The organism is Actinoplanes nipponensis (genome assembly GCF_016862275.1).
GTDB lineage: Bacteria > Actinomycetota > Actinomycetes > Mycobacteriales > Micromonosporaceae > Actinoplanes > Actinoplanes nipponensis.
This window is the reverse complement of sequence record NZ_BOMQ01000088.1, coordinates 22,032-41,243: the sequence shown is the minus strand read 5'-3', so window position 1 is coordinate 41,243 and position 19,212 is coordinate 22,032. Positions and strand designations below refer to the sequence as shown.

Genomic DNA, 19,212 nt, shown 5'->3' with positions numbered 1-19,212 from the left:
GGACTGGCCACGGACCGTGTTGCCTACGCTACGCACCATGACCAGCTACGCTGCCGCCGAGCGTCTCCTGACCGAAGGGCTGACCGCCGGTGCTGACAAGGGATAGGCCGGAAGGCAACCAGAGCTCGGCGGGCCACCTGCTCTGGCTGGTGCGCACCGGGCGCGCCCGGACCCGGGGCGAGCTGCAGAGCTACACCGGACTGGCCCGCTCGACCATCACCCAGCGCATCGACGTGCTGCGCGCCACCGGCTACCTGCGCGCCTCCGGCGTCGAGGGCTCGACCGGCGGCCGGCCGGCCGAGCTGCTGGAGGTCGACACCGGCCACGGCGTCGTGCTGGTGGCCGATCTCGGCGGCAACCACGCGCGCGCCGCCGTGGTCGGTCTGGGCGGGCGGCCGCTGGCCGAGGAGCACGAGCCCATCAAGATCGGCGAGGGGCCCGAGGCGGTGCTGGGCTGGGTCGACGGCGCGTTCCGCCGGGTGCTGGCCCGGACCGGGTGGGACGCCGGCCGGGTCCGCGGCATCGGGGTCGGCGTGCCCGGCCCGGTGGAGTTCGACGCCGGCGTGGTCACCCAGCCGCCGATCATGCCGGGCTGGGACGGCTACCCCATCGCCGAGCGGCTGCGCCGCACCTGGAACCGGCCGGTCTACGTGGACAACGATGCCAACCTCATGGCCCTGGGCGAGCAGACGGTCAACTATCCCGGCTGCCCGGCGCTGGTGCTGGTGAAGGTGGCGACCGGCATCGGCGCGGGGGTGGTCATCGGCGGACGGGTGTACCGCGGCATCGACGGCGGCGCCGGCGACCTGGGCCACATCCGGCTGCACGACCACCGCGAGGCCCGCTGCGAGTGCGGCCTCTACGGCTGCCTGGCCGCGGTGGCCAGCGGCCTCGCGCTGGCCCAGCAGCTCACCGCCGCGGGCACGCCCACCTCCTCGGGCGCCGAGCTGGTCGAGCGGATCCGCTCCGGGCACGCCGAGGCGGTCCACCTGGCCCGGACGGCGGGCCAGCTGGTCGGCGAGGTGCTGTCCACCGTGGTGTGCATGATCAACCCCGCGGTGCTGGTGATCGCCGGGGATCTGGCCGACATCCACTTCGTCACCGGCGTGCGCGAGGTGCTCTACCAGAGCGCGCTGCCCCGCTCGACCCGGCACCTGGAGGTCATCACCAGCCGGCTCGGCGCCCAATCGGCCGTGATCGGCGGGTACGCGATGGTGGTCGACCAGGTGTACGCGCCGGACGCGGTCGACGCCGAGCTGGCCCGGATGATGCCCGCCGCGTCCGTCTCCTGCTGACCGCCTCCCGCGGTTCCCGCGACCCGTGGCCGACAATGACCGATATGGACGGTATCGGGGGGACGGCGCCGGTCGCGGTGGGACTGGTCGGCGCGGGGCCGTGGGCGGCGACGATGCACGGACCGGTGCTCGCCGCCGGCCCGGAGACCCGGCTCACGGCGGTCTGGGCGCGTCGCCCCGAGGCCGCCGCGCGGCTCGCCGCCGAGCTGGGCACGCACGCCGCCGGCTCGTACGAGGAACTGCTGGACGGCTGCGCGGCCGTCGCGTTCGCCGTGCCGCCGGACGTGCAGGCCGCGCTCGCGCCGCGCGCCGCGCGGGCCGGCAAGGCGCTGCTGCTGGACAAGCCCATCGCCCTCGACCTCGACGCGGCCCGTGGGCTCGCCGACGCCGTCGCCGAGCACGGCGTGGTCTCCCAGCTGGTGCTGACCAAGCGCTACCACCCCAGCACGCGGGCGTTCCTGGCCGCGGCGGCGGCGTTCGGGACGACCGGCGCCCGGGCCTGCTACCTGCACGGCGCGTTTCTGGGCGGGGCGATGGCGACCGGCTGGCGGCTGACCCGCGGCGCCCTGTACGACCTCGGGCCGCATCTGCTCGACCTGGCCGACGCGGCGCTCGGGCCGGTCGAGGAGCTGCGCGCCACCGGCGACAGCCGCCGGTGGATCGAGCTGACCTGTGTCCACCGTGGCGGCGCGGTGAGCCAGCTGTCGCTGTCCGGCGCGGTCGGGCTGCCGTCGTCGCGGGCCGGCATCGCGCTGTACGGCCCGGCGGGGGAACTGGCGCTGGACTTCGGCACGGTGGATCACCAGGAGTGCTGGCCGGTGCTGCGGGCGGAGTTCGCCGCGGCTGTCCGCTCCGGGGTGCCGCACGCTCTCGACGTCCGCCGGGGCCTGATGCTGCAGGAGCTGCTCGACCGGATCGACCGGCCGGGGTCGCGCTGAGCCGGTGGGTTCGGCGCCCGCCGGGCCGGCGGCCTCGGCCGCCTATCGCTCGGGCGGGGCCGGGGCGGCCGGCGTCCCCGTGGAGTCCAGGACGCACCAGCCCAGCTCGAGCAGCGCCGGCACGCAGGAGTCGACGATGCGGTAGTAGATGCTGGTGCCGGCCCGCCGGGTGGCCAGGATGCGCTGGTCGGCCAGGCGCTGGAGCTGGTTGGACACGGCCTGCTGGCTCATTCCGAGCTCGCCGGCGAGGTCGCCGACCCGGACCTCGCCCCGGCGGGCCAGCGCGTGCAGCAGCCGCAGCCGGGTGTCGTTGGCCAGCACCTTGAACAGCCCGGCGATGCCGGCCGCCTGGTCGCCGTCCATGAGGTCGCGCTCGCGCAGCGGGGGAGCGCAGGTGAGCTGGGCGAGGACCGGCGTGGCCCCCGGGCCCGGGTTCGGCTCCGGTGCGAGTCGATCGGTGGTCATCGCCCTGCCTCTGTCATATTCCACTAGTCCGTGTAATAGTTGTTCTCAGCGCCGACCCCGGAGGTGCCCGATGAGCGATCACACCATCGACCCTGCCACAGTGCGCGAGCAGGTCCGCGAGCACTACGCCGCGGCGGCCGCCACGGTGCTGGCGGCGCAGCCCGGCGGCTGCTGCGCGCCGGCGCCGGACGCGACCCTGACGTGCTGCGACGAGACCGCCGCCGAGGCCGAGGTCTTCGGCCCCGGCCGCTACGACGCAAACGACCGCGCCGGGCTGCCGGTGGCGGCCACCACCGCGAGCCTCGGGTGCGGCAACCCGACCGCGGTGGCCGACCTGCGCCCCGGCGAGACCGTGCTGGACCTCGGCTCCGGCGGCGGGATCGACGTGCTGATCTCGGCCCGCCGGGTCGGGCCCACCGGCCGGGCGTACGGCCTCGACATGACGCCGGAGATGCTCGAGCTGGCCCGCCGCAACGCCGCCGAGGCCGGGATGGACAACGTGGAGTTCCTCCGCGGCCACATCGAGGACATCCCGCTGCCCGCGGGCGGCATCGACGTCGTGATCTCCAACTGCGTCATCAACCTGTCCGTGGACAAGCCCGCGGTGTTCGCCGCGATGCACCGGGTGCTGCGGCCCGGCGGGCGCATCGGGATCTCCGACGTCGTGGCCGAGGACGGGCTCACGGCGGCCGAGCGCGCCGAGCGGGGCGGCTGGGCCGGTTGCATCGCCGGGGCGCTGTCGGAGGGTGAGTACCGGGACGGGCTGGCCGCCGCCGGCTTCACCGGCATCACCGTCACCCGGACCCATCCGGTGGCCGACGGCATGCACTCGGCGGTCATCCGCGCCACCAAGCCCGCCGGCTGACCGGGCGCTCAGCGGTGAGCGCCGCACGCGCGTTGCCCCCGGCGCTCAGCGGGTGAGCGCCGCGGGCAACGCGCGCGCGGTCAGGCCGATGCGGGCCAGGCTGGCCGGGACCGCCAGGAGCATCGGCCACGCCGGGCCCGGCGCCAGCAGCAGGACGGCGGTCAGCATGGTCGCGTCCAGGGCGATCAGCGCGCACCCGCCGGCCGCGCCCAGGCGGGTCCGGCGGTAGCTGCGGCGGCTGGTGGCCGCCACGACCAGGGCGGCCACCACGGCCAGCAGCACCGCCGCGACCACCAGCGCCGCCGCCGGCGCCGGGGCCGGCCAGGCCCGGGCGCCCGCGGCGAGCAGCGTGGCGCCCCAGCACGCCCCGACGAGCGGGCCGGTGGCCAGGAGCATCCGGGCGGTCCGCCGGCCCGGGGCCGCGGCCACGAACGCCGCCACGATCTGCTCGGGCGCGCCGAACTCGGCGATGGCGGCGCGGGCGGCCGCCGCGGGCGGCAGGCCGGCGCCGAGGTGATGCTCCCAGGTCTCGGTCAGCCCGTCGGCGAGCTCGCCGACGGCGCCGGCCGGCAGCCGGCGGGCCAGGGCGGCCAGGTGGCCGTCGATCAGCTCGTGGCCGGCCATGGCCCGGGCTCCAGCAGGGCGGTCACCGCGGTGGCCGTCGATCAGCTCGTGGCCGGCCATGGCCCGGGCTCCAGCAGGGCGGTCACCGCGGTGGCGAACTCGCGCCAGTTGCCGCGGTCGGCGTGCAGCCGCCGCTCGCCGGCGACGGTGAGCCGGTAGGTGCGCCGGCGCCGGCCGTCGACTGCCGACCAGGACCCGGCGATCAGGCCGGCCTCCTCCAGGCGGTGCAGGGCCGGATAGATGGTGCCGGTGGGCAGGTCGAACCGGCCGCCGCTGCCCTCGCGCAGCGCCTCCTTGACCGCGTAGCCGTGCCGGGGGCCCGCGGCCAGCGTGGCCAGCAGCAGCACGTCGAGGTGTCCCTTGAGCTCCTGCCCGCTGCCCGCCATGCGGCGCAGTCTATCGCCTCGATAAGTAGCTATGCTACTGTCCGGCCATAGGTAGTGAAACTAGCTATGGGCGGTGATCGGGGTGACCACGCAACCGGCAGTCGACGCGCAGGGGCTGGTCAAACGCTTCGGCGCGGTCACCGCCCTGGCCGGCGTGGACCTGCGGGTCCCGGCCGGCGAGGTGCTCGCGCTGGTCGGCCCCAACGGCGCCGGGAAGACCACGGCGGTACGCATCCTGGCCACCCTGCTGCCCCCGGACGGCGGCCACGCCCGGATCACGGGGCTGGACGTGGTCCGCCAGGCGCCCGCCGTACGCCGCGTCATCGGGCTCTCCGGGCAGTACGCCGCGGTCGACGCGTACCTGACCGGCCGGGAGAACCTCACCATGATCGGCCGGCTGTCCGGCCTGCGCCGGTCCGCCGCCCGGCGGCGGGCCGGCGACCTGCTGGAGCTGTTCGGCCTGGGCGCCGCGGCGGACCGGCAGAGCCGGACCTACTCCGGCGGCACCCGCCGCCGGCTCGACGTGGCGGCGAGCCTGGTCGCGCGGCCGGCGGTGCTGTTCCTGGACGAGCCCACCACCGGCCTCGACCCGCGCGGCCGGCTCGACCTGTGGCGGCTGATCGGCGAGCTGGCCGCCCAGGGCACCACCGTGCTGTTCAGCACCCAGTACCTGACCGAGGCCGACCGGTACGCGGACCGGGTCGTGCTGCTCGACCGGGGCCTGGTGCTCGCCGCCGGCACCCCCGCGCAGCTGAAGGCCGCCGTGGGCGGCGACCGCCTGGAACTGCGCCCCCGCCCCGGCGACGACGCCCGGCCGCTGGCCGCGGCGATGGCCGGTCTCGGTCCGGCGCCGCCGAGCGTCGACCCCGGCGCCGGGCTCGTGGTGGTGCCGGTCGCCGACGGGCCGGACGTCCTGCCCGAGGTCGCCGCCCGCCTCGCCGCGGCCGGGCTGCGCATCGCCGGCCTGACCCTGCGCCGGCCGAGCCTGGACGACGTGTTCCTCGACCTCACCGGCGCGCCCGTCGCGCCGTACCCCGCGGACGCCGGGAGCGCCTCATGACCAGCACCGTCGCCGACACCGTCACCGTGACCGGCCGCAATCTGCGCCGCCTGGTCCGCGTGCCGACGCTCCTCGCGTTCGCCACGGCCCAACCGGTGCTGTTCGTGCTGCTGTTCACGTACGCCTGGGGTGGCGCCGTGCACCCGCCCGGCGTGGACCGCTACATCGACTACGCGCTGCCCGGCATCTGGGTCCTGGCCATCGCCTTCGGCGCCTCGCAGACCGGCGTCGCCCTCGCCGACGACCTGGCCACCGGGATGATCGACCGGTTCCGGGCGCTGCCCGCGGCCCGCGCGGCCGTGCTGGCCGGCCGGGTCGCCGCCGACGCCGTGCGCAACGCGTTCGTGCTGGCCCTGATGACGGCGGTGGCGTCCGCGATCGGGTTCCGGTTCCACGCCGGAGCGGTGGCCGCCCTCGCCGCGCTCGGGCTCGCCCTGACCGTCGGTGTCGCCTTCTCGTGGGTCTTCGCGCTGCTCGGGCTGCTCGTCCGGGACGCCGAGGCGGCCGGGATCGGCGGCCTGCTCGCGGTCGTCCCGCTGGTCTTCACCAGCTCCACCTTCGTCCCGATCGCCACCTTCCCGGGCTGGCTGGAGGCCTTCGCGCGGGTCAACCCGATCACCGTCACCGTCGACGCGCTGCGGGTGCTGTGCCTGGGCGGGCCGGCCGCCGTGCCGGTGGGGCAGGCGCTGGCGTGGCTCGGGGGGCTGCTCGCGGTCGCGGTCCCGGCCGCGGTCGGGCGGTACCGGCGAGCCACCACCGCGTGATCACCCTGCGGGGTGGCCAGGCGCCCGCGACCGACCCGCCCGGCCCGCCGTGTCGAGATCCGTCGATCCGAACGGGGCTGAGATCCGTATCACCCGTCGGCCGGATGCAGGGATCCGGCGAGCGGAGGCAGCACGGTGAACGCCAGGTTCGGCAGGGAGTCGCCGGAGTCCGCGCCCACCCCGGAGGGGTCCGGGGCCGGCCGGGACTGGTTCGAGCCGTCCCCGGGGCCGGCCGGGTCCGAGCCGACCCAGCTGCTTCCGCACGTCCCGCCGCCGCCGGCGGAGCGCCAGCCGCCGCCGGTGGTCGTCGCCCGCGCGGTGATCGTCTACCAGGAGCGGCCCCGCCGGCCCTGGCGGCTGTGGGTGTTCACGGTGGCGATCGTGGCGCTGACCGCCGGGGTGGTCCTCGGGCAGACAGCCGCGTTCGAGCCGGTCTACCGGCCGGCCGCCGGCGCGCAGGAGGTGCCGGTCCCGTCCGCGGCCGTCGCCTCGCCCAGCCCGCTCGACCAGCCGTGGCCCGACGCCGCGCACCGGGTGACCGCGCCGCTCGGCCCGGTGCGCGAGCGGCGTCTGGAGGTGACCGGCGCCGCGACGGTGGTGCGCGTACGCAGCGCCGACCTCGGCGAGATCCTCTTCGACATCGCGACCACCGACCGCAGCGCGACGCCCAGCGTGATCGACGGCGAGCGGGGTCCGCGGCTCGACGTCGTCCGCACCGGTGAGCCCGGGACCACGGGCGCCGACATCCAGTTGCACGCCAAGGTGGCGTGGACCCTCCGGCTCGCCGGCGGCCCGGCCGAGCAGGTCGTCGACATGGGGGCCGGCGGTGTCGCGGGCATCGAGGTCACCGGCGCCACCGGGCGGCTGGTGCTGCGGCTGCCCCGGCCCGAGGGGACCGTGTCGATCTCGGTGCAGGGCCCGGTCGGCGAGCTGATCGTGCGCACGCCGACCGGGACGCCGGTGCGGCTGCGCCTGCGCGGCGGCGCGACCACCGCCGCGGTCGACGGGCGGGCGCCGCGCAAGGTCAAGGCCGGCGCCACGCTGGCCCCGGCCGGCTGGTCCGCCGCGCGCGACCGCTACGACGTGGTGACGGCCGGCGCCGTCACCTCGGTCAGCGCTGCGGGTGAATGACGACCTTCAACCCGGTCCGCGCGGCCGCCGTCTTCAGCGCGGTGGCCGCCTCGCCCAGCCCGAACACGTCCGAGACCAGCGGCGCCAGGTCGACCAGGCCCCGGGCGGCCAGGTCGATCGCGCGCGGATAGACCTCGCCCATCCGCCGGGCCAGCACCAGCGTCAGCCCCTTGCGCCGGGCCAGCCCCGCGCTGAACGAGGTGCGGTCGCCGTCCGGGATGCCGACCAGCACCACCCGGGCGCCCGGCTTGGCCAGCCGCAGGGCCGTGTCCACCGCCGCCTCCGAGCCGGAGACCTCGAACACCACGTCCGCCACCCCGGCGCCGGCGGCCGGCTCCGCGCCGAGCGACTCCGCGACCGCCATCCGGTGCGGCAGCGGCTCGGCGGCCAGCAGCCGGGTGGCGCCGTGCCGGCGGGCCAGCTGGAGCAGCAGCAGGCCGATCGGGCCGCAGCCGACCACCGCCACCGTCGCGGCCATCCGCGGGCGGGCCAGGTCGAGGGCGTGCAGGGCGACACCCAGCGGCTCCAGCAGGGCGCCGTCGTCGTCGGAGAGGCTGTCGGGCAGCGGGTGCAGGCGGTGCGCCGGCCAGGTGAGGAACTGGCGCAGGCCGCCGTCGCAGGAGCCGTGCCCGGCGAAGACCACGTCCGGGCACAGGTTGCCGTACCCGTCCCGGCAGGGCTCGCAGACCCCGCACGGAACCGCCGGGTCGACCGCGACCCGCCGGCCGTCGTCCGGGCCGCCGCGGACGACACCGGCCATCTCGTGACCGAGGACCAGCGGCCGGGCCAGCACCGCGTCGCCGATCCCGCCCTCGGTGAACCAGTGCAGGTCGGAGCCGCAGACCCCGACCGCGGTCACCTCGACGAGCCGGTCGCCGCCGGTCGCCGCCGGCCGCGGCTCGGTGTGCAGCCGGACGTCCCCGGCGCCGTGCAGACGGGCCACCCGCATGTCGCGCTCGCTCACCCCAGGACGCTAACACCGTCATGGGGGATCGCGAGTTGCCGATGGACCAGTCATGATCAGCCCATGACCGCCGCCGATCTGCGGGCGATTCTCGTCGCCGACCACCTCACGCACGGGCCCGGAGTCTGGGACCCGGCCAGCGCCGCGCTCGCCGTGCGGGCCGGTCACCGGGCCGTGCACCTGTCCGGGGCGGCGATCTCCGCCACCATGCTGGGCCGCCCCGACCTCGGCTTCACCCCGGCCACGCAGATCGCCGACCGGGCGGCGATCCTCGTCCCGGCGCTCGCCGGCGTGCCGCTGCTGGCCGACGCGGACGTCGGCTACGACAGCCCGGAGGACGCGGTGTGGTCGGCGCTGGCCTACCAGCGGGCCGGCATCAGCGGGCTCTGCCTCGAGGACGGCGAGGACGCCGGCCGGTCGGCCGCCCGGATCACCGCGCTGGCCGGGCAGGTGCCCGGCGTCGTGCTGATCGCCCGGGTCCGCGGCGGCCTCGACGAGACGATCGCCCGAAGCCGGGCGTACGTGGCCGCCGGCGCGGACGCGGTGCTGCCCGAGGGCCTGCGCGAGGCCGAGCTGGACCGGCTGCGGGCCGCGCTGCCCGGCGTACCGCTGGTGGTCAGCCGCTCCGAGGCCGACAGCGGCCGCGGCCGCCTGACCACCGCCGAGCTGGCCGCTCTCGGGGTCCGCCTGGTGCTGCACCCGCTCGCCGCCGTGCTCGCCGCGCTGCGGGCGGCCTCGCTGACCTACCGGGCGATCGCCGAGGAGGGCGACGCCGAACGGGTCGACCGGATGCCGCCGGCCGCGTTCGCCACACTGACTCCGACCGCGGCCCGGCCGGCGCCCCGCGGCCGGGTACCGCGCCCGCAGGCCGCCGAGGGGGAGCCGGCAGCCGATCGCGGCCCGTCGATCCCCGCCCCGCGGCCGTCACCGGGGGCGGCCGCCTTCGAACGGGGACCGGCGACGCTCGCCCGGGGCGCGGCGGCCGTCCACCGGGGCGTGGACACGATCGACACCTGAGCGGGGTGGCGCCGGGGCTCGCCGGCCCCCACAATCACCGCCGTGACTGTTGATCCGCTGCCCCCTGTCCCCGCCGCGCCCGCACCCTCGACGAGGGACGGTGGCCCCGAGGGTCGCTCGTGGGCGCACGACCTGGTCGAGACCGCGCCCGCCGAGCTGCGCAGGCGGCGTCTGCGGCGGATCGCCGTCGCGGCCGGCGGCGCCCTGGCGGTCGTCGCGCTGGTGGCCGCCATCGTCGTCAACCTCCGCGACCCGGGCTCCGATGTGGTGGTCAACGACGGGTTCGCGCCGCATGACGCGGTGCTGAGCTCGTACATGGTCGCCGCGCCGGCCGATGCGCAGCCGGCGCCGGCCGGCCGGGACCTGGACGAGACGGCCGCCGCCGAGGCCACCGGGGGTGTCAAGAACCTGCGGCGGTACAAGTTCTCGTACGGCTACGAGCGCCGGTGGACACAGCGCGACGGCACGGCGGTCACCGTGCTGCTGCTGCGTTTCCGCGGCGCCGAGAACGCCGCGTACTACGTGCGGGACACCCTCGACGTCAGCGCTCGGGAGCAGGGCGTACGGCATCAGGCGGTGGCCGGGATCGCGGGCGCCCGCTCGATCACCCGGCCGGCGCCCGCCGGCGCCGCGGACGGCACGTCCCTCGCCGTCAGCGCGGCGGCCGGCGGTGACCTGGCGGTCCTCACCATGGCCGGCGCCGCCGGCGGGCAGCCGCCGCCCGTGGCGCTGACCGAGGACCTGCTGGCCGACGCGTACGCCCGCTTGTAGACCGTCCGCCCGGGCTCAGGCGTACTGGCGGTAGACGGGCCGGGCCACGCACGCGGGCTTGTCGGCGCCGTCGATCTCGACGGTGAAGTCGAGCACCATCTGCACGCCGTTGCCCGGCACGTCCTGCACGCTGTCCACCCGCGCGGCGAGCCGGATCTTCGCGCCGACCCGCACCGGGCTGGGGAAGCGGACCTTGTCCAGCCCGTAGTTGATGCCCATGGTGATCCCGGTGATCTCCAGCAGCTCGCCGAAGAGCGGGATCACCAGGGCCAGGGTGAGGTAGCCGTGCGCGATGGTGCCGCCGAACGGGCCGGTGCGGGCCCGCTCCACGTCGACGTGGATCCACTGGTGGTCGCCCGTGGCGTCGGCGAACGCGTTGACCCGCTCCTGGGTGATCTCCACCCAGGAGCTGTGGCCGAGGTCCCGGCCGGCCAGCGCCTTCAGCTCGTCGAGTCCGTTGACGGTGATCATGAGCGGGTCTCCTTCGTCGTCGGTGCGGCCGTGCCGCCGGTGCGCGGGGTGCGAGATCTGAAGCTAGCCTGCGGCCTTGACATTCGTCCCCGTCGAGGGCTTTCGTGGACTGAGCGTCGGTCGGTGGTCACCGAGAGTCTCCGGGTCCGCCCCGGCGTGACGGTCCGGCTCGTTGGAGGCTGTGCCATGACGGCTGCACCCATACGGTCCCATCCGCACCGTGGCGAGGCGCCACCGCGGGAGCTGCTCGACGACGCCGAGCGCATGAGCGTGGACGAGCTGCGCGCCCGGCAGCTCGAACGGATGCGGTGGACGCTGCGGCACGCGTACGAGAACGTCGCGCACTACCGGCGCGCCTTCGACGCGGCCGGCGTCCATCCCGATGACTGCCGCGAGCTCGCCGACCTGGCCCGGTTCCCCACGACCAGCAAGGCCGACCTGCGCGACCACTATCCGTTCGGGATGTTCGCCGTGCCCGATGCCCAGGTCCGGCGCATCCACGCCTCGTCGGGGACCACCGGCCGGCCCACGGTCGTCGGCTACACCGAGCGGGACCTGGACACCTGGGCGGGCGTGATGGCGCGCTCGATCCGGGCCGCCGGTGGCCGCCCGGGTGACCGGCTGCACGTCGCGTACGGATACGGCCTGTTCACCGGCGGGCTCGGCGCGCACTACGGCGCCGAACGGCTCGGCTGCACGGTCATCCCGGTCTCCGGCGGGATGACGCCCCGGCAGGTGCAGCTGATCACCGACTTCCGGCCGCGGATCATCATGGTGACGCCGTCCTACATGCTCACCATCCTCGACGAGTTCACCAGGCAGGGGCTGGACCCGCAGCTGTCCAGCCTGGAGATCGGCATCTTCGGGGCCGAGCCGTGGACCGAGCAGATGCGCCTGGAGATGGAGGAACGCTCGGGCATCCACGCGGTCGACGTCTACGGCCTGTCCGAGGTCATCGGTCCCGGCGTGGCGCAGGAGTGCGTGGAGACCAAGGACGGCCTGCACATCTGGGAGGACCACTTCTACCCGGAGGTCATCGACCCGGACAGCGGCGCGGTGCGGCCCGACGGCGAGCTCGGCGAGCTGGTGTTCACCTCGCTGACCAAGCAGGCCATGCCGGTCATCCGCTACCGCACCCGCGACCTGACCCGGCTGCTGCCGGGCACCGCCCGGCCGGCGATGCGGCGGATGGAGAAGGTCACCGGCCGCACCGACGACATGATCATTCTGCGCGGGGTCAACCTGTTCCCCACCCAGATCGAGGAGGTCGTCCTGCGCACCGACGGGCTGGCCCCGCACTTCCAGCTGGTGCTCACCACCAAGGGCCGGCTGGACCACCTCACGGTGCAGGTGGAGGCCCGCCCGGACTGCCCCGCCGACCGCCGCGAGGCCGCCGCCGCCGAGGTGGTCAAGACCATCAAGGACACCGTCGGCACCAGCGTCGAGGTGCTGGTCGTCGAGCCGGAGACGCTCGCCCGGTCCTCCGGCAAGATCCAGCGGCTGGTCGACCACCGCGGCGCAGGGAGCCGCTGATCGGAGGAGGAATGGCTGTCTTCCGCATACTCGAGGCCACCGCCCGTCCCGGCGCCATCGGACGGCTCGCGGAGCTGCTGGTCCACCAGGAGCAGCAGGTCGTCGCCGGCGCCCGCGGGATCGTGTTCGTGCAGTCGCTGCGCAGCGGCGACAGCGTGCTCGCGGTGTCCAGCTGGCGCACCGCCGAGGACCTGCAGCGCTACCTCGACCAGCCGGTGACCGGCGCGTTCTACCGGGCGCTGCCGGAGCTGCTGATGGGTCTGCCCAGCGTGCGCACCTTCGAGGTGATCAGCCCGGACGGCGCCGGCGGTGACGGGTGGGGATCCGCGTGAGCTGGTACTACCCGAAGGGCTGGACCGACCAGGAGGACGGCGTCGAGCAGGTGCTGATCCACTACACCTGGACCCCGCCGGAGCAGTGGCCCGACTGGACCTGGGGGCACGAGGCGCGGGTGCTGCAGGACCTGGGCGGGTTCCCCCGGCAGCGGCTCAAGGTGCTGCGCATGCCGCGCGAGGTGTGGGACATGAAGAACGGATGGTCCACGCCGGAATATCGTTTCCACTACTACTTCGAGGTCTACCAGCACGGCGGGCGCTGGACCACGGACCTGTTCACCGAGGAGATCGTTTACCGCGACCTGGAGTACGCCGACACCACCGGCTGGGTCACCAACATCTGCATCTACTGGTCGGTGGGCAGCTGGATCGCCCCGGTCTACAGCCCGATGGAGGAGCCCCGCATCCCGGCCGGCTCGGAGTTCGTGTCGACCAACTACTACTCGTACGGCGACAAGGACCGCTTCCACCACGAGAAGTACCACCTGCTGCGGGTGCTGGACCTGCCCCACCGCTTCCACGCCCGGATGTGGGGCCCGCGCGGCGCGGACCTGGTCCAGCAGTACCACATCGGGCGCATGTACCCGCCGGAGGAGAAGAGCGAGACGTGGATCGGACCGCACGGGCCGTCGGCGCCGGGAGGGGACAACTGTTGGACGCACCACCTGTGAGCGCGCCCGTCTTCGGCCTGCGCAAGACCTGGGTCGACACCGTGCCGGGCATCGAGCTGGTCCAGATCCACTACACCTGGTCGCCGCCCGGCACGCCGCCGGACTGGGCCGGCGCCGAGGAGCAGGTGCTCACCGGCGGGACCGGCCCGCTGCGCACGGCGGTGCTCGAGGTGCCGCGGACGGTCGGCGGGGCGAGCGACTACGCCCTGCACCACTTCTTCTTCGTGGTCGGCGGGGCGGGCCGGGCCGCCTCGCCGGTCTACACCGAGGACATCGTCGCCCGGGAGGTGACCTACGAGGACCCGGCCGGGCAGTACACCGCCGTCGGCCTGGTGTGGAGCGCGGTGCAGGAGCCGCCGGAGCCCGGGGTGCCCAACTACACCAGCACGACGATGGACGGCCTGCCGTTCGAGTCGCCCGGCGCCGCCCCCGAGCACGCCGACATCTACGAGTTCGTCCGGGCCCAGCCGCTGCCGCACGTCTTCCGCGGCCGGGTCTGGGGGGTCCGCGGCACCGCGGTCCGCTACGGCTACCACCTGATCCGCCAGGGCCTGCCCGACCCGGCCGACGACGCCGAGAGCTGGACCGACAACGGCGGCCGCGGCTGGACCGTCACCCTGTGAACGCGGGCCCGCCGGCGCGCTACGACCGGCCGTTGCAGTGGCTCGCGCCGGCGGCGCAGCGGACCGAGCACGCCCTGATCCGCTACACCGGCCCGCTCGCCCGCACCGGCGCCGGCCTCGTGCTGCACCTGGGCTACGACGGCTGGTCCGCGCGGCGCAACGTGCCGATGGAGCGCGCCGGCGACGGCTCCTGGATCGCCGAGCTGCGCACCGGCGGCCGGCTGGTCGTCGACTGCGTGGTCCGCGACGGGTCCGCGCCGGAGTGCGACAACAACGACGGCGCCGACTACCGGCTGTGGATCGGGCTGGACCCGGTCGACGCCCACGTGCACGTCCAGGAGCCCGGCCGGGGCCGGCTCGGGTTCGACAGCCTGCGCACCGCCGCGTACTCCGGCGGCATGACCCACGCGGTGGTGTCGTGGACCGACAACGACTTCGTGGACATCGCCGCCGCGGCGGTGCCCTGGCTGACCCGGCTGGTCTGGGTGCGGCCGGGCGGGCCGGACGTCGACAGCCTCCGGCGCCGGCTGGCCGACGGCGCGGCGGGGCTCAAGCTGCATCCCGCGTACGACGACTATCCCGCCGACGCCGCCGGGCTCGACCCGTACCTGCGGGTCGCCGCCGACGCCGGCGTGCCGGTGACCGTGCACAGCGGCCCCGGGCCGGCGGACCCGGACCTGATCCGGCGGCTGGCCGAGCGCTTCCCCGAGCTGCGCTTCGTGCTCTACCACACCTACCTCGGCCCGCCCGAGGGCCGGCGGCGGGCCGCCAAGCACGCCCGTGACCTGCCGAACCTCTACCTGGAGACGTCCTGGTGCAGCTCGGCGGAGACGCAACGGCTGATCGGCGAGGTGGGTCCGGACCGGGTGTTGTTCGGCTCCGACGCCGCCACCGACGGCCCGGAGCACTTCGTGCGCCGGCCGCCCAACATCGAGCTGTCCGAGAACTACAACGGCGGGCTGCTCAGGCTGGCCCGCCGGCTCGCCCCCGACGTGACCCGCCAGCTGCTGGAGGACAACGCCCGGGCCCTGTTCGGGCTGCCCCGGCCGCAGTACGGCCCGGCGCCCACCCCGGAACGCCTGCGCACGCTGCTGGCGGCGGCGCTCGGCGAGCACCGCCGCGTGATCGCCGCCCTGCGGCCCGGCCAGTTCACGCACCCGACGCCGTGCCCGCCGTGGGACGTCCGCGCCCTGCTCACCCACGTGCTCACGGCCGTCGAGCGGGCCGGCGGCGCGTCGGCCGTCGCCGCGGGCGCCGTCCGCGCCGAGCCGGACACCGTGCGGCGGGCCTTCGACGCCGCCGCGGCCCACGCCCGGGCGGCGTGGACGCGCCCGGGGGCGATGACCGGCACCGTGGCCGGGCCGTGGGGCCCGGTGCCCGCGGCGGTCGCCCTCTCCGGCTTCGTGCTCGAACTCACCGCGCACGCCTGGGACCTCGCCGCTGCCGTCGGCGACCGCACCCCGCTCGGGGAGGACCTCGCCACGGCCGCCCACCGGATCGCCACCCGGCTCGTGCCGCCGGAACTGCGCGACGGCCAGGTCTTCGGGCCGCCGGTGGCCGCACCCGCCGGGGCGGACGCCGGGACGCGGCTCGCCGCGTACCTCGGCCGGCGCTCTTGACCTGAAGTCGGCTCGAGGTCGGACGATGGCCCGCATGACGGAGACGGACGAGGCGCGGCGGGAACTGGACCGGCAACGGACCGTGGAGATCACCACGATCGGGCGGCGGACCGGGCGGCCGCGCCGCATCGAGACCTGGCGGTACCGGGCCGGTGGGCGGTACTGGCTGACCGGCAGCCCCGGCTCGCGGGACTGGTACGCCAATCTGCTGGCCCACCCCGAGTTCACGCTGCACCTGGGGGAGCGGGAGCTGCGGGTCCGCGCCCGGGTGGTGACCGACCCGGGGGAGCGGGCCCGGGTGTTCGGGGAGATCGTGCCCGGCCTGGGCTGGGCGGGCAGCCTGCAGAGCTGGATCGCGGGCAGCCCGCTGGTGGAGATCGAGCTGACCGGGGCCGCGCCCGCCGGCCCTTGACCTGGAGCGCGCTCCAGGTGCCAGGGTCGTGGGCATGACGCAAGCGACGCAGTCCCCGCTGGTGCTCGGGGCGATGATGTTCGGCACCACCGTCGACGAGCGGACGTCCTTCGCCCTGCTCGACCGGTTCGTCGAGCGGGGCGGGAGCTGGATCGACACCGCCGACTGCTACGCGTTCTGGGCCGCCGACACCGGTCGCGGAGGCGACAGCGAGCGGCTGCTCGGCCGCTGGCTGGTGGCCCGGCCGGGGGTCCGGGACCGGGTCCGGATCGCCACCAAGCTGGGCGCCGAGCCGCTGGAGCCGGGCTCCTGGCCGCAGCGCCGCGAAGGGCTGTCCCCGGCCGCGGTCCGCGCGGCGTTCACCGGCAGCCTCGACCGGCTCGGCCTGGACCGGGTCGACCTGCTGTGGCTGCACCAGGAGGACCGTTCGGTGCCCATCGAGGACACCGTCGAGGCGCTCGCCGGGCTGGGCGCCGACCGGTTCGGCGTCTCCAACCACCCGGCCTGGCTGGTCGAGCGGGGCCGCGCCCACGCCCGTGCGATCGGCGCCCGCCCGTTCGACGCCCTGCAGCTCAACGCCACCTACCTGCGCCCGCGCCCCGGCACGTTGCCGCCCGGGGTGGCGCACCGCTTCGGAATCCTCAGCGACGAACAGGCCGACTACGCCGCCGAGCACCAGATGGACCTGTGGGCGTACACCCCGCTGCTGTCCGGCGCCTACGACAATCCGGCCAAGCCGATCCCCGCCGTGTACGACCACCCGGGCAACACCGCCCGGCTGGCGGTCCTCGACGAGGTGGCGGCCGAGTCCGGGGCCAGCCGCGGGCAGGTGGTGCTGGCCTGGCTGCTGGGCCGGGGCATCCGCCCGATGCTGGGCGGCAGCAAGCTCGCGCAGCTGGACAGCGCCCTCGAGGGGGTGGCGCTCAAGCTCAGCGAGGACCAGGTGCAGCGGCTCGACGCGCCGGACCACGCCGGCTGGGCCGATCCGTACGCGCGGCGCTGACCGCGGTCGGCTACCGGTCGCGGCCCGGGTCGCCGACCATCCACGTGCGCCGCGGCCGGCCGCTCGACTCGGCCAGGCACTCCAGCCGGCAGGCACTCCACAGGCCGGACGCTCGGCCGGCGTGCCGTCGGCGACGCTACGCGCGGGGGTGGGCGGACGCGGGCGAGCCGAGCGCGGGGCCGGGGACGCCGGCCAGGAAGGCCAGCCGCATCCTGGTCTCGTCCTCGGATCCGGGGGCCACGGTGAGGACCACGATCTTGAGTTCGGCGTCGCCGTCGGTCATGACGTCGCAGTCCACCTCGATCGGCCCGACCGCCGGGTGCGCGACGATCTTGTGGTCCTCGCGGTGGGCGCCGACCGCGCCGCGGGCCCACAACTCGGCGAAGCGGGGGTTGCCCGCGATCAGCGCCCGGATCAGGCCGGTCAACCGGCTGTTGTCCGGGAAGCGTCCGGTGGCGCGGCGCAGGTCGGACACGACGGCGGCGTCGACCCGGTCGGGGGCGAGCGAGGTCACCGGCCACTGCGACAAGCTGGGCCGGTCGCCGTCGACCGGGAAGGTGTCCCGGGCGAAGTTGCGGCGTTCCCGCGGGGCCGACGACGGGTCGCCGAGCAGCGCCGACCAGCCGCGGTTCCACCAGATCAGCTGCCAGTCGGCGGCGAAGACCGCGACGGCCGCGTCGCCGAGGCGGTTCAGCACGCGGTGCAGGCCCGGCGGGATGTGGTCGGAGATCTCCCCGTCGGCCGGCGGGACGAGGCCGGCCAGCCGGTACAGATGGTCGCGTTCCGCGGTCCCGAGCTGCAGGGCCCGGGCCAGCGCGGCGACCACCTGCGCCGAGGGCGTGGTGAACCGGCCCTGCTCCAGGCGGACGACGTAGTCGACCGAGATCCCGGCGAGGTCGGCGAGCTCCTCCCGGCGCAGCCCCCTCGCCCGGCGCGAGCGGCCGCTGGGCAGCCCGACCGCGGCCGGGGTGAGCCGGTCGCGCCAGGCGCGCAGCGTGGCGCCGAACTCCGTACCCGAAGCGGTCATGGGCCCGATTGTCTCCCGCGGCCCGGCGCCGGCGGGTGGTAGCCGTTTTCCTACCGTCGCGCCTTCCCTGGCGCCCCGCGCGGCGCGGGCCAACGATGGGCGCATGACGATCACCTTCATCACCGGGGCCAACAAGGGCCTCGGCCACGAGACCGCCCGTCGCCTCGTCGCGCACGGCCACACCGTGCTGCTCGGCGCCCGCGACGCGCGGGCCGGCCGCGCCGCCGCCGCGGAGCTCGGCGCCCGCTTCGTCCCGATCGACGTCACCCACGACGGCTCGGTCGCGGCGGCGGCGGCCGATGTCGAGCGCCACGAGGGCGTCGTCGACGTGCTGATCAACAACGCCGGCGTGCACGGCCCGCACGGTGACCCGACCGGCCTGACGGGCGCCGACGTCCTGGCCGTCCTGGACGTCAACCTGGTCGGCGTGGTGCGCACCACCACGGCTTTCCTGCCGCTGCTGCGGCGCTCGGCCGACCCGGTCGTCATCAACGTCAGCAGCTCGATGGGATCCCTGGCGGCCACGCACGACCCGTCCCGGGCCGAGTCCACGGTGATCGCCCCGGCCTACACCTCGTCCAAGGCCGCCCTCACCATGCTGACCACCCAGTACGCCAGGTCGCTGACCGACATCCGCATCAACGCCGCCGACCCGGGCTACACGGCGACCGATCTCAACGGCAACACCGGCCCGCAGACCGTCACCGAGGGCACCGACGCCGTCGTCGGGCTGGCCACCGAGGGGCCGGGCCATGGCTCCGGGCGGTTCGTCGACCGCGCGGGCGAGATCGCCTGGTCCTGAGCCGCTGATCAGCTCGGCGGGGCGGCCACCCGGGCGGCGAGGAACCTGGGGGCCAGCTCGCAGTAGCTGTCGGTGAGCAGCTCGGCGATCTCGGTCCAGTCGGTGTGGTCGCCGAGGAGGACGCCCGCGACGTTGCGGCCCCAGCCGGCGCGGAAGAACGGGAAGCCGCCGCCGGTGAGGCCGAGCAGATCGTCGGCGGGCACCCGGAACGTCATGACGACCGGCTGCCCGCCGGCGCTCGGATCCCGCGGATAGAACAGGTTGCGCCCGGGATCGGGGGCGTAGACATGGGCGAACGTCCGGTTCCGGATCCGCCAGCGGACGCCGATCCAGGCCGGTTCCTCGACGGTCTCCGGCAGGGCCCGGCAGAGCGGGCGCAGCCGGCGCAGGATCCGCGGTGGCACGTCGCCGGGGCCGGACATGAGCCGACAGTACC

Annotated in this window: 23 protein-coding genes; 16 read left to right on the top strand and 7 right to left on the bottom strand. The window is 75.7% G+C overall.

The features are described from left to right. Positions 1-89 precede the first annotated feature (89 nt). Positions 90-1,295, top strand: a complete 1,206-nt coding sequence (locus Ani05nite_RS35815) for an ROK family protein (RefSeq protein WP_203775842.1) — start codon at positions 90-92, stop codon at positions 1,293-1,295. A 44-nt stretch (positions 1,296-1,339) separates the two neighbouring features. Then, entirely contained in the window at positions 1,340-2,233 is an 894-nt protein-coding gene (locus tag Ani05nite_RS35810; RefSeq protein ID WP_203775841.1) for a Gfo/Idh/MocA family protein, read from the top strand. 42 nt (positions 2,234-2,275) lie between these two features. Here the strand turns inward: Ani05nite_RS35810 and Ani05nite_RS35805 are convergent, their stop codons facing one another. Beyond that, a complete protein-coding gene (locus Ani05nite_RS35805; RefSeq protein WP_239130975.1) occupies positions 2,276-2,698 on the bottom strand; it encodes an ArsR/SmtB family transcription factor in 423 nt (140 codons plus the stop codon). Between the two features lie 70 nt (positions 2,699-2,768). On the opposite strand from Ani05nite_RS35805, the gene arsM reads away from it, so the two are divergent. Continuing rightward, the gene (gene arsM / locus Ani05nite_RS35800; RefSeq protein ID WP_203775840.1) at positions 2,769-3,563 is read left to right on the top strand and encodes an arsenite methyltransferase; all 795 of its coding nucleotides are present in this window, start codon (positions 2,769-2,771) and stop codon (positions 3,561-3,563) included. Positions 3,564-3,608: 45 nt separating this feature from the next. On the opposite strand, the gene Ani05nite_RS35795 is transcribed toward arsM, so the two are convergent. Both Ani05nite_RS35795 and Ani05nite_RS35790 read right to left on the bottom strand, forming a co-directional pair. Then, positions 3,609-4,247, bottom strand: coding sequence for a hypothetical protein (locus Ani05nite_RS35795; RefSeq protein ID WP_203775839.1), 639 nt, complete (start codon positions 4,245-4,247; stop codon positions 3,609-3,611). After that, on the bottom strand, positions 4,229-4,573 hold the full coding sequence (locus tag Ani05nite_RS35790) for a PadR family transcriptional regulator (RefSeq protein ID WP_203775838.1): 345 nt from the start codon (positions 4,571-4,573) through the stop codon (positions 4,229-4,231). The genes Ani05nite_RS35795 and Ani05nite_RS35790 overlap by 19 nt, the downstream gene beginning before the upstream one ends. Positions 4,574-4,646: 73 nt before the next feature. Here Ani05nite_RS35790 and Ani05nite_RS35785 point away from each other — a divergent pair, with 73 nt between their 5' ends. From Ani05nite_RS35785 to Ani05nite_RS35775, 3 genes are all read left to right on the top strand, one after another. Next, positions 4,647-5,633: an ATP-binding cassette domain-containing protein gene (locus Ani05nite_RS35785; protein WP_203775837.1), complete on the top strand. Its 987-nt coding sequence runs from the start codon at positions 4,647-4,649 to the stop codon at positions 5,631-5,633. Then, complete coding sequence (locus Ani05nite_RS35780) at positions 5,630-6,397, top strand: ABC transporter permease (RefSeq protein WP_203775835.1); 768 nt, start codon at positions 5,630-5,632, stop codon at positions 6,395-6,397. Before Ani05nite_RS35785 ends, Ani05nite_RS35780 begins: the two co-directional genes overlap by 4 nt. Before the next feature lie 135 nt (positions 6,398-6,532). Next, complete coding sequence (locus Ani05nite_RS35775; RefSeq protein WP_203775833.1) at positions 6,533-7,528, top strand: hypothetical protein; 996 nt, start codon at positions 6,533-6,535, stop codon at positions 7,526-7,528. Here the strand turns inward: Ani05nite_RS35775 and Ani05nite_RS35770 are convergent. After that, entirely contained in the window at positions 7,509-8,492 is a 984-nt protein-coding gene (locus tag Ani05nite_RS35770) for a zinc-dependent alcohol dehydrogenase (RefSeq protein WP_239130974.1), read from the bottom strand. The genes Ani05nite_RS35775 and Ani05nite_RS35770 overlap by 20 nt on opposite strands. A 63-nt stretch (positions 8,493-8,555) precedes the next feature. On the opposite strand from Ani05nite_RS35770, the gene Ani05nite_RS35765 reads away from it, so the two are divergent. Further along, on the top strand, positions 8,556-9,509 hold the full coding sequence (locus Ani05nite_RS35765) for an isocitrate lyase/PEP mutase family protein (protein WP_203775831.1): 954 nt from the start codon (positions 8,556-8,558) through the stop codon (positions 9,507-9,509). A 42-nt stretch (positions 9,510-9,551) separates the two neighbouring features. Then, a complete protein-coding gene (locus Ani05nite_RS35760) occupies positions 9,552-10,280 on the top strand; it encodes a hypothetical protein (protein ID WP_203775829.1) in 729 nt (242 codons plus the stop codon). A gap of 15 nt (positions 10,281-10,295) precedes the next feature. Here the strand turns inward: Ani05nite_RS35760 and Ani05nite_RS35755 are convergent, their stop codons facing one another. Then, entirely contained in the window at positions 10,296-10,751 is a 456-nt protein-coding gene (locus tag Ani05nite_RS35755) for a MaoC family dehydratase (RefSeq protein ID WP_203775827.1), read from the bottom strand. A 186-nt stretch (positions 10,752-10,937) separates the two neighbouring features. On the opposite strand from Ani05nite_RS35755, the gene paaK reads away from it, so the two are divergent. Genes paaK through Ani05nite_RS35720 form a run of 7 tightly spaced genes read left to right on the top strand, consistent with a single transcriptional unit; the run spans position 10,938 to position 16,947 of the window. Next, positions 10,938-12,284: a phenylacetate--CoA ligase PaaK gene (gene paaK, locus Ani05nite_RS35750; RefSeq protein WP_203775826.1), complete on the top strand. Its 1,347-nt coding sequence runs from the start codon at positions 10,938-10,940 to the stop codon at positions 12,282-12,284. A gap of 11 nt (positions 12,285-12,295) precedes the next feature. Beyond that, positions 12,296-12,616, top strand: coding sequence for an antibiotic biosynthesis monooxygenase (locus Ani05nite_RS35745; protein WP_203775824.1), 321 nt, complete (start codon positions 12,296-12,298; stop codon positions 12,614-12,616). Beyond that, entirely contained in the window at positions 12,613-13,290 is a 678-nt protein-coding gene (locus Ani05nite_RS35740; RefSeq protein ID WP_203775822.1) for a hypothetical protein, read from the top strand. The genes Ani05nite_RS35745 and Ani05nite_RS35740 overlap by 4 nt, the downstream gene beginning before the upstream one ends. Next, positions 13,287-13,913, top strand: a complete 627-nt coding sequence (locus tag Ani05nite_RS35735) for a hypothetical protein (protein WP_203775820.1) — start codon at positions 13,287-13,289, stop codon at positions 13,911-13,913. The genes Ani05nite_RS35740 and Ani05nite_RS35735 overlap by 4 nt, the downstream gene beginning before the upstream one ends. Continuing rightward, the gene (locus Ani05nite_RS42010; RefSeq protein ID WP_203775818.1) at positions 13,910-15,532 is read left to right on the top strand and encodes a TIGR03086 family metal-binding protein; all 1,623 of its coding nucleotides are present in this window, start codon (positions 13,910-13,912) and stop codon (positions 15,530-15,532) included. The genes Ani05nite_RS35735 and Ani05nite_RS42010 overlap by 4 nt, the downstream gene beginning before the upstream one ends. A 34-nt stretch (positions 15,533-15,566) precedes the next feature. Continuing rightward, positions 15,567-15,944 (top strand): nitroreductase family deazaflavin-dependent oxidoreductase, encoded by a 378-nt coding sequence (locus tag Ani05nite_RS35725; protein ID WP_203775816.1) that lies wholly within the window; start codon positions 15,567-15,569, stop codon positions 15,942-15,944. A gap of 34 nt (positions 15,945-15,978) precedes the next feature. Beyond that, positions 15,979-16,947, top strand: coding sequence for an aldo/keto reductase (locus tag Ani05nite_RS35720; protein ID WP_203775814.1), 969 nt, complete (start codon positions 15,979-15,981; stop codon positions 16,945-16,947). A gap of 136 nt (positions 16,948-17,083) precedes the next feature. Here the strand turns inward: Ani05nite_RS35720 and Ani05nite_RS35715 are convergent, their stop codons facing one another. Beyond that, positions 17,084-17,974, bottom strand: coding sequence for a helix-turn-helix domain-containing protein (locus Ani05nite_RS35715; protein ID WP_203775812.1), 891 nt, complete (start codon positions 17,972-17,974; stop codon positions 17,084-17,086). A gap of 103 nt (positions 17,975-18,077) precedes the next feature. Here Ani05nite_RS35715 and Ani05nite_RS35710 point away from each other — a divergent pair, with 103 nt between their 5' ends. Continuing rightward, positions 18,078-18,776, top strand: coding sequence for an SDR family NAD(P)-dependent oxidoreductase (locus Ani05nite_RS35710; RefSeq protein WP_203775811.1), 699 nt, complete (start codon positions 18,078-18,080; stop codon positions 18,774-18,776). An 8-nt stretch (positions 18,777-18,784) separates the two neighbouring features. On the opposite strand, the gene Ani05nite_RS35705 is transcribed toward Ani05nite_RS35710, so the two are convergent. Beyond that, positions 18,785-19,198, bottom strand: a complete 414-nt coding sequence (locus tag Ani05nite_RS35705) for an MmcQ/YjbR family DNA-binding protein (protein WP_203775810.1) — start codon at positions 19,196-19,198, stop codon at positions 18,785-18,787. Between the last annotated feature and the right edge of the window lie 14 nt (positions 19,199-19,212).